Source organism: Streptomyces sp. WAC05292 (assembly GCF_003949955.1).
Classification (GTDB): Bacteria; Actinomycetota; Actinomycetes; order Streptomycetales; family Streptomycetaceae; genus Streptomyces; species Streptomyces globosus.
Genome location: NZ_RPSE01000011.1, coordinates 40341 through 50194 on the forward strand (window position 1 = coordinate 40341; position 9854 = coordinate 50194).

Consider the following 9854-nt stretch of genomic DNA (forward strand, 5'->3'; position numbering starts at 1 on the left):
CGGATCCCCCTCAGCCGGACCGGAACGTGCGGGCATCGCGCGGCGGTGTGAGCTCCTCCGCAAGCCTGGCGAACCGTCGCCAGGCATCCTCCAGCCGCCCGGAGATCTGCTGGGCGATCAGATGCGGCTCTGGAGTGTCCCCCGGCTCCTGCTCGCCCAGGTCGGCGCCGAGGTCGAGGTTGACGTCGGGCCTGGTGAGGAGTGCGTCGACGGAGTAGGGCTTGAAGGCCCGCGACGCGACCCGGGAGTCGGGCGGGTGCCCGGGCCGGTAGGCAGCGACGAACGCGTCGAGACCTGAGCTTTCCGGGGAATCGGCGACGGCCGTGTCTCCGGTCCGCGCGTCGTAGACCCAGAGGTGGCGGGTCGCTGGCGATCCGTCGGGGCGGGCCGCGGCCTTTTCGAAGAACAGGACATTGAGCTTTACCCCCGAGGAGCCTCCGGAGAACCCGGTGGGGAGGCGGAGCAGGGTGTGCACGTCGCACTGTTTCAGCAACTGTCTCCGTACCCGTTCCCCGGCGCCCCTCATGAAGAGGACGCCGTCCGGTACGACAACGGCGGCCCGGCCGCCGATCTCCAGCAGGGTGTAGATGTGCTGGATGAAGTTGAGCTGCTGATGGCTGGTGGCCGCCCAGAAGTCCGGCCGGGCGAGGGCGAGCTCCTCAGGGCCATGGAGGTCGGGTGCGCCGGTGGACGGGGGCACCCAGCGTCGCTGCCCCAGCGGCGGATCGGCGAGGACGAGGGTGGCCTGGCGGCGGGGGCTCGCGGTGAGGGAGTCCCGCACCTCGATGGCCGCCGGGTTGCCGTCGAGGCGCTCGACGCCGTGCAAGAACAGGTTCATGCTGGCGAGGCGCGCCGTCGCGTCCACCAATTCCGTCCCGCGGATCGCGCCGTGGGACAGCTGTTCCCGCTGGGCGGGCGGGACGCCCGGCGGGAGGTGTCGGGCGATGTGCTCGAAGGACCGCACCAGAAATCCCCCGGTGCCTGCGGCCGGGTCCACGATCGTGTCTTCGACGGTCGGACGGCAGCACGCGACGATGACGTCGATCAGCTGCCGGTGGGTGAAGTACTGGCCTGCGGCGGTCCGGTGGTCTTGAGCACACCGGGCGAGGAACGCGTCGAAGACCGGCGCGCGCCACTCCGGCCGTTTGTCCCACCACGAGAGCCCCTCCTCGATCTGTTGGATCAGGTTCTGGAGGTGCATCGGGCGGCGTAGCCGGTTCTGGGCCTTGTGGAAGATGCGGCCGATCACGCCGCCGCGCTCGCCAAGCTCCGCCAGGAGGGCGCCGTAGTACCGGATCAGGTCCGTGCCCTCGTGTAGCGCGAGCTCGTCCCAGGCGTCGCGCCCCAGGACGTCAACGCGGTTGAGGGGCCGGTGCCGCAACTCCTGTGCCGCCTTGAGGAAGAGCAGGTATGTCACCTGCTCGCCGTACTCCAGGGCTGTTAGACCATCGTCGCTCAGTGGCGGGAAGAAGGACCAGAGGTGCTCGGCCCGGCGCTCCACCTCGGAAGGTCGGTTGACAGACCGTCGGGTGGGCGTCGTCGGCGGCACGGTCACTGCTCCCTTGAGTCGTACGTCGTTCTCGCTGCTCGGCGCCGCGCCGTGGGGCAGGCTGCCCGTGAGGGCCTGCTCCCGGCAGCCGTCGCGCAGCCGAAACGCCATCGCCAGGGCTTCCTCGGCCGAGGACGTAACTGAGTTGAGTTCGCTGTTCCACGCCTCCAAGGAGGCGAGGAGCGTGCCCTGTTCGGCGAGTGGAGGCACGGGGATGGGCATCTGCCGCAGCTGGTCGAGGCCCAGGGAGGCTAGGCCAGCTGTGCTCCGTGCGGCGTCCCGTAGCCAGCTTCGTCCGGGACCGTTCGCGTACAGGGCGAGCAGCCGGGGGTGCAGGGCGTCCCCGGTTATGCGGACCCGTGCCACGTGGTGGTTCGGTACGTACATGAGGTGGGAGGAGTCCTGTTCCCATACTCGGGCGAGGCCGAGGCTGTCGGGTTGTCCACTCAGCACATAAAGGACGTCCCCAGGGCTCAACCGGGTCGCCTCCGCTCTACGGGCGTCCAGCCGCACCGTCGGCATCTGCTTGTGTGCCCAGCGCTCGCCCCGGAGTTCGGCCGGGCGCAGGGAGCCCACTTCGACGCCGTACGGATCGTCGGCATGCCGGCTGTTCGTCACGGGCCCGCGTACGACTTCGGCCAGCTCGCCGAGGGCGACCCAGCGCCATCCCAGGGGGATGGCGGGCAGGGGAGCGCGGTGCGTGGCCGCGGAGGGCTCCGGGCCCGCGTGCGGCCCGGTCGTGGTGTGGCCGAGGAGTCCCTGGTCGATGACGAGGGTGCGGAGGTCTTCCACCTGTCGCAGGGTGTCGCGGACGGCGGCTTCCTCCTCGTCGACCCGGACGAGCCAGAAGGCGAGAGAGGTCTTGATCCGCTCCTGCTCGGATCGTGGGGGCAGCGGCAGCCGAACCCGTTCCAGATCCCGTGCCGCGATGTGCCCCAGGCCGGCACCCTGACGTACGGACGACTCGATCTGGCGCCGTACGACGCGGGAGTCCCATGCCAACACCAGGTACTCGGGGTCGATCAGCCGCTCGTCGACCCTCACCCGGACCATGGTGGCGGGGTACGTCGTGGGCCCGGTGGTCTCGCCGACGAGGGCGGCCCGCCCGATCCGCGCCCCCGGCCCGTCGTTGCGGCTCATCAGGATGTCGCCCGGCCGGATCAGATGGCCGGCCGCTTCCGCTTCCGCTGCCGAGGCACACGGGCCTTCCCGGGACTCGGTGAGGTCGGCCGTCGCCGACCGGAGCGCGGGCAGGCGGAGGACGGGCACCCCTCCCGGGACGGCCTGACCGGACCGGCCCGCCGCCAAGGGCTCGCGCAACAGTTCGCCCAGCGGAACCTCGGTCCAGCCGGGCGGCAGTCCCGTCCTCACGCCAGCACGCTCCGCAACTCGTCCAGCAGGCGGACCGCACCCTGCTCCCCGTGCTCCCCGAAGGCGCGCAGGAAACCCGACGTGCCGCCCCTGACGGTGAAGGGAACGGCGTCGAGAGACGCAGCGGCGAAGTGTCCGCCGGCCGCCGTGCCGTCCGCGATGTGTTCCATCCACCAGACCTGGTCGGAGTCGAAGGACCGTCCCCGGCGCTTTTGGCGGTCGATCCATGCGTCGAGCCGGTCGAAGACCTGGTCGCGGTAGGGGCGCGGGCGCGGCTCCAGGCCCGCTTCGTACCGGACGAGGGCAAGGAGGTCCGCAGGCCCCTTCGGTGCCCGCGGCCGACGGGGATCCGGCACAGCGACACCGACGCGTTCGTAGGCGCTCCAGATCCGCTCCGCCGTCAGGCCGTGGGGCGGCCGTGCCAGAGACTCGGCCCACGAGCGAAGCCTGCGGAAATCTTCCTCGGACAGGCCCCCTGTGACGGTGATTAGATCCCGCGCCGCGGCATTGCCCGCCCGCAGGAAGGACTGCCAGCGCTCCATGACCTCGGCGTCGTCGACTGTTGCGAGGGCGGCCGGGTTCGGGGCCTCGTCCGCGTCCTTCCCCCGACCCCGCCCCCGCTTCCGCGTCGTGGAAGGCCGACTGGAATGGTGTCGTGCGACGCCGACCGGATCCACGACCACGCACCGGGTCTTGGCCGACGCGCCGGGGGTGACCGCCCTCAGTGCCGCCGAGGCGATGGGGCGCGTCCCGACCGCGAGCATCTGGAAGTAGCGATATGAGGACTTGACGTCCCGCAGGAACAGCAGACATTCGACAGGGGCGATGTCCGTCCCGGTAAGCAGGTCCACCACGACGATGACTCGCGGTTCGACGGTGTTACGGAACTGCGAGAGCAGCCGGTACGACGATCCGCCTTTGAGCGTCACCTTCTGGCAGAAGCCAGGCCCCTGCCCGAAGACCGCGCGCACCGCGTCGACCACCTCGTCCGCATGCCGGTCGTCGGCCGCGTAGACGACGGTCTTGGGCAGCGACACGTCCCCGGTACCGGGCCTCGCCCGCTCGGGGAACATCGACGGCAGCCCCTCCTTGAACGCCGTCAGCGCGGCGTGTAGCGCCTTGCCGCTCACCCCGGAGCGACCGTGCCCGAGGGGGCCCTCCACGTCGGGGTCGAACTCCTCCTCCAGTATTTCGGCCGCCCGCTCTGGTCGCGTGCGGAGGCTGCCGACACGGTAGATGGTGACGTCCACGGCCCGGCCGTCGGCGACGGCGTCCTCGAAGGTGTAGGAGCTGATGAGATTGCCCTGGAAGACTTCCAGAGACCGGTCCGTCGGGGTGGCCGTCAGGCCGAGCACCGGGGCGTCGAAGTAGTCGAATAGCGCACGCCATCGGGGGGAGACTGACCGGTGGCAGTTGTCGGCGATGACGAGGTCGAAGGACTCGGGGGGCAGATCGGGCCGGTAGCGGACTCCAGACGCCGGATTGTCTCCGCACAGGGCGTTGTGGAGCCGCGGCACGGTGCTAACGACGACTCCGTGGGGTGGCACGGCGTCCGGGCCCAACCGCTCCACCCGGTACGACTCGGTGAACTTCCGGCCGTCGTCGCCGGGGCCAGAGTAGGCCGCGAAGGTCGCCAGCGCCTGGTTCTCGAGCTCCAGCCGGTCGACCAGGAAGAGGATCCGGCGGGCTCGGGCGTGCCGCAGCAGACGGTGGGCTGCGGCGACGGCCGTAACCGTCCGGCCACCCCCAACAGCGATCTGGGCCATGGCCCGGCGCTCGCCCCGGCGCAGCGAGCTCTCGAACGCCCGCACCGCCTCGTACTGCACCGGCCCGAGGGAGTCCCGGGGGTAGCCGTCATCACCGAGGTCCGGAAGACGGTGGCGCACGCGGCCCTGGAATGTTGGCGCCTGGGGGTCGGTCGCGGCTTCGCGCAGCCAGCGGGCGACGGTATCCGGCTGGTGGAAGGTGAAGACCTCCCGGGGGCGCGGCTCGGGGTCGTCCCCATTCCGGAACAGCACCCGGACGCCGTCGGTGGCGTATGTGTAGGGCATCCGCTGCTCTGCAAACGCCGTCGACGGAGTGCCGGCCTCACGGGTCCATGCGATCGCCGCGCGCAGGTCCTCGCGGGGGTGCCACACCTTGACGGTGCCTACTGGCTGGCCGTCGACGCGGAGCACGTAGTCCGGTCCCGCCGCCCAGTCCGGTTGCGCCGTGCCCCTCATCGCGACCCCGCGCACTGGTAGCTCGTCCAGCGGGTCCGAATCATCCCGTACGGTCCATCCCGCCTCGGTCAGCAGCTCCACGACGCGCCACTCTGCCTCCAGGAGGGCCGAACGCGCCTTCAGGGACGCGCTGGTGGACGTCCCGACGGGCGTACGCCGGTCGAAGGTTCGCCGCAGCACGGGGACGTACTCCTCGAGCAGGGCGACCCAGGTGCCCCGGTCGGTCACCGGCTCGCATATGGCCACGTGTCGGCGCGGTGAGCTCGCCGGCATGTCGTCCCACTCGGCAGGCGGGACGAAGGACAGCGCGTCACGCACTCCGGTCCGTAGTCGGAAGTACCAGACGCCCAGCTCGAAGCAGTGGCGTACGAAGCGCTGGGCACGGGACCGGTCATCTGCTCCGGCCTCGCTGTCCGGGGCGGGGTCGCCGGAGCGTCGTAGTTCGGCCAGCACGTGGTGCACCGGGCCGACTGCGGAATCCGAGCCGAGCAGCCGGGCGGACTCCGCAGTCAGCACCTCGGCGAACTGCCGGGCATGGGCGAGGGACCGTTTCGGGCGGTCGTGCGCGACGGCCTCAGCACCCGCGCCGTACAGCAGTAGGAGGGGCTCCAGCGGCAGCAGAAAGCCGAAGTTTGCGGAAGCGGCGGCCAGCTCCGCCAGGGCTTCCTCGGCAGCCACTTGGTGCACTCGGCCCACGTTCCCTTCGCTCTTCGTCAGCGTCACCGGCGACCGTGGCACGGTGTTGATCAAGCACCTCAAATCTATCGCCTCAGGTTCGACTTTGGGTCCGACCTGAGGGAACCTCCAAGTGGCGTCGTCGATGTTGTCCTAGAAGGTGACCAGACAGCAGGGACGAGGCTTACCTGGGCAAGCTTGCCACCCGCGGCCTGGTCGTCGTGGTCGGTCGGCCGGACCCCATCGGCGTCTGGGGGAAGCCGTGCCGGCGTGTGAATTCGTCAGTCGAGCGGAGCCTGGTGTCGCACTGCCGAGCAACTCGTGAGCGCCGGGGGCGTCTCCTTGGGGTGTGGGGGATTCTCGACGCCGAACAGCAACTGCCCGCGGAGGCGGACGCCAGTTGGGTGTGAGATGTGGCGGCGTTGCTGCGGCTGCCTTTGAAGGCGATCGGGATGGCCAACGACGCCTCGCTGGGCTTTCACAGAGCGGGTGGTGTCCCGCTGCATGACTCCGGCGGGGGTCGAAGCCGAACGCTGCTCGGTATGAGCGCCGTACCGAGCAGCGTGTCTGGCGCGGCGCTGGGCTCAGGCGGCGTCGCTTGCGACGGACGGATTCCTTCGCGGGCCGAACGCGGTGTCGAAGGGGCGGCAGAGCGTCGTAGGTACGAGCAGGTACGGCGCGCCCGAGCCTGTTCGGACCGAGCGGGGGCCGGTCTGTCCTGCGGTGAGGGCGTCGTACGGGGTGAGGACGTCGAGGTTGTCGAACACGTAGTAGAGGGGCAGCCTGGTCCACGCGACGAGCTGGAGGTGCGCGTCGACCGCGGCGCTCTCGATCGCGTGGCGGTGCGTCGCCCGACTGGTCATGCTGCTCTTGCAGTCGATCAATGCGACGCGGCCCTCTTTAGCGGCAAGGAGGTCGGGCGTCCACCGAAGAGAGCTGTCGGTCTGTCGGAGTGCGGCTTGAACGGGCTGGGTGAGGACTCCTTGCCCCCACGGGTTGACCGCCCATCCGCGCGCGGTCAGTTCCTGGGCGATGCGCTGCTCGTGGGCGTCCCCCACGGCTTTCCTCTGCTGAAAGCTCGGCATGACGTGAAGTGTTGCGTAGCACGCTCCCGTCAAAACGAGAGGCAGACGCAGACCGGCCAGGCGGAACGCCGCAGAAGCCGTCTCACTGCGTCCGGCTGTGTCCGCCTGCGTCCGGCTGTGTCTCACTGCGTCCGGACAATAATGGCCGGAAGCCATCCACGTTTGGCCCTCTTCGCTCGCAGAGCTGTTGGCGCCCGGCAGGGCGCCCGTTGGCCCGTGTATCCACGCGTTAGCCGTTCGAAGGCTTCGGGGAGCCGTCCGGCTCCCCGAAGGCCTGACAGCAGTGGTGATCAGCGGAGGCGGAGGCGGCGCAGGGCCATGACGGTGCCGTCGGGGTGGATGGAGACGGGGCCGCGCCACTTGGCGTCCCAGGGGTCGGTGGGCCAGGAGTCGCGGAGGGCGTTGGTCTCGTGGCGGTACTGGTCGACCCTGCCGTCCCGGAGGTGGCCGAAGAGGTTCTCCGCCAGGCCGGAGAAGGCCTCCACCCGGACGCCGTTGAGGCGGAAGACGTGATCGGTGCCCACGAACGTCCTGCCGTGGATGGTGTGGGTGACGTCTTGGACGATGCCGGTGCCGGCGTGGGTGAACGTCTCGAAGTGGCCTTTGCCCTGGCGCTTGGTGAGGTTACCGGGCGGTGGGTTCGCCACCTCCGGTGAAGGCCATCAGGCCGGCGGCATCCGCCTGGGCGAGGACTCGGCCGAACCAGCCGCACTCCTCGGGACGCACGTGGTAGCCGACCGGTGGTTCCTCGTTCGGATTGGTCGGGGCGTCGATGCCGGGCCGGATGCTGCGGTCCTCGACGGGAGGGTCGAGATAGAGGTCCTTCGCATCTGCCAGGGTGCCGTCGCCTGGGGCGTGGAGCAGGTAGAGCGTGATGCTCTCGCTCTTCTTGGGGAGCGTGGTGCCGAAGACGAAGGCCGGTGTCTCGTTGTACGCGCCGATGTGGATGCCTTCCACGTCGGCGGAGGCGGTGGCCAGCTGCTTGTGGACCTGGGCGGCGTTTCCGTGCGTGCCCTTGCAGGTGACCGGGATGACCCGGGACGGCTCGCCCGGCTTCCACACCTCCAGGAAGAAGCCCGGCCGGCGCGGGGCACTGCTGCGTCCGGCTTCCCTGCCGGTCAGCTCCCAGCCGGCACGCATGGCTATCTCGGCGTCGATGACCGAGACCGAGTGGTCCGGGTACTGAGCGGCGAGTACGCGCCGGGCGAGGGCCAGGGCGAGACCGATGCCGAGCTCGCCCGACTGTGTGGCCGCGTAGTGGCGCCTGGGGTTACGGCCCTCGCTGGACAGTGCCATGTAGCGCCCGTCGTTGCCGGTGAGGGCCTGGCAGTACTTCAGGCTGGCCCAGTGCTCGGCAAGTCCTCGCCCTGCGCCTTGGCGGGCGAGGACGTTGGCCCGGCCCAGGGCGTGGAGTACGTCCCATGGAGTCAGTTGGAGCGACAGACCGAGTGACTTCACGGGCAGCGGCCGAAGCTCTGGTTTGCGGCGCAGAGGGGCCTGGTTCTTCTCCCGCTTGGCCTTGTCGTCCGCGGTCGCAGCCTTGGCAACGCTGCCCGCGAGGTCCGATGTCGAGTGAACGGCCACGTTCCACGGCTGCGCGAGATCCCTCAGCACGTCTGCTCGCTTCAAGCTGCTTCCCCCTACGTTCGTACGGGTGGTACAGGCCGGTGTCGCAAGTTACGTGGGGGAGCAGGGGCGCATGAAGGGCGTAAGCGCGCACATCGTCGGCGTCGGCCCCACCTTGGTACGGGGGCCAGCCAGTCAGGCGTTGACCTGCGCCATGCCGGCGTCCGTGCTGCTGTCGCTCATGGCGTCGAGGCAGCGCTCGGCGTCCAGGGCCGCTGCGCAGCTCGAACCGGCTGCGGTGATGGCTTTGGCGTGGGTGTGGTCGACGACGTCGCCGGCGGCGAAGACGCCAGGGGCGTTCGTACGGGTTGAGGGGGAGGCAGGCACAGGGACCGGTCCTGCAGGCCTTGGCGGTCGGCCGCTGGGGGATCGGCACGTCTGAGTGACGTGCCGTCAGGTAAGTCAGCATCTGGTCAGCATCAGTCCCCCACGTTCCGGAGAGTCTGGCCGACGCGAAGCCCGGTCCGGCAGCGTCACGACGGCCTGATGCCCACGGCAGTGCAGGCCAGAAGCCTTCTCGTCCGAGGGGGTGGATTTTCCTTTAGATCTCCGACCTGACGCCTCCCGGTGTAGAGTGCAGAACGCCCTTGACCTGCAGAAAGCTGGCAGGGAGCCGTCTTCTAGGAGCTCAAATTGCTGCGCACCATGATCAAGTCCAAGATCCACCGCGCCACCGTCACGCAGGCCGACCTGCACTATGTCGGGTCCGTGACCATCGATGCCGATCTGCTGGACGCCGCCGATCTGCTCCCCGGGGAGCTCGTGCACATCGTCGACATCACCAACGGTGCCCGGCTGGAGACCTACGTCATCGAGGGGGAGCGCGGGTCCGGGGTGATCGGGATCAACGGGGCCGCCGCGCATCTCGTGCATCCCGGCGATCTCGTCATCCTGATCAGCTACGCCCAGGTCGACGACGCCGAGGCGCGGGCGATGCGGCCGCGCGTCGTGCACGTCGACGCCGACAACCGGATCGTCGAGCTGGGCGGGGATCCCTCCGCGCCCGTGCCGGGCAGTGACCAGCAGCGCAGCCCCCACGCCGTGGCGGCCGGCTGAGGCGGCCGGCTGAGGCGGTCGGCGCCTCGGGCGGCGCCGTCGCGCCGGAGGACCGTGTCCGCAGGCGTGGGCTCGTGAATCGGGGGAAGGCGGGCCGTATGTCGATCCACGTCCCTGCCGAGCAGACGCAGCCGCCCGTCCCGGAGCCGACTCCGGTGCCGCCGCCCACGCCGGGGCCGGGTCCCGGGCCGTTCCCCGATCCGGAGCCCGTGCCGCGGCCGGAGCCGCCGGAGCCCGCGCCGTTCCCCGAACCGGACCCGGTGCCCCCGC

Annotated in this window: 6 protein-coding genes and 1 pseudogene; 1 reads left to right on the top strand and 6 read right to left on the bottom strand. The window is 70.2% G+C overall.

Features of this window, described 5'->3' with window-relative positions:
• Positions 1–10 precede the first annotated feature (10 nt).
• The 6 genes and pseudogenes from EF903_RS02725 to EF903_RS02745 form a co-directional block, all read right to left on the bottom strand.
• Positions 11–2920: an N-6 DNA methylase gene (locus EF903_RS02725; protein WP_125540969.1), complete on the bottom strand. Its 2910-nt coding sequence runs from the start codon at positions 2918–2920 to the stop codon at positions 11–13.
• On the bottom strand, positions 2917–5820 hold the full coding sequence (locus EF903_RS02730; RefSeq protein WP_125540970.1) for a type I restriction endonuclease subunit R: 2904 nt from the start codon (positions 5818–5820) through the stop codon (positions 2917–2919). The genes EF903_RS02725 and EF903_RS02730 overlap by 4 nt, the downstream gene beginning before the upstream one ends.
• A gap of 581 nt (positions 5821–6401) precedes the next feature.
• On the bottom strand, positions 6402–6875 hold the full coding sequence (locus EF903_RS02735) for a hypothetical protein (RefSeq protein WP_260614733.1): 474 nt from the start codon (positions 6873–6875) through the stop codon (positions 6402–6404).
• Positions 6876–7192: 317 nt separating this feature from the next.
• On the bottom strand, positions 7193–7549 hold the full coding sequence (locus EF903_RS34955) for a hypothetical protein (protein WP_260614734.1): 357 nt from the start codon (positions 7547–7549) through the stop codon (positions 7193–7195).
• Positions 7527–8531, bottom strand: coding sequence for a hypothetical protein (locus tag EF903_RS02740; protein ID WP_260614735.1), 1005 nt, complete (start codon positions 8529–8531; stop codon positions 7527–7529). The genes EF903_RS34955 and EF903_RS02740 overlap by 23 nt, the downstream gene beginning before the upstream one ends.
• A gap of 132 nt (positions 8532–8663) precedes the next feature.
• A pseudogene (locus EF903_RS02745) lies at positions 8664–8849 on the bottom strand (thioredoxin-disulfide reductase); the annotation flags it as partial.
• A gap of 312 nt (positions 8850–9161) precedes the next feature.
• Between EF903_RS02745 and panD the strand changes: the two are divergent.
• Complete coding sequence (panD, locus tag EF903_RS02750; RefSeq protein ID WP_125540972.1) at positions 9162–9584, top strand: aspartate 1-decarboxylase; 423 nt, start codon at positions 9162–9164, stop codon at positions 9582–9584.
• Positions 9585–9854 lie beyond the last annotated feature (270 nt).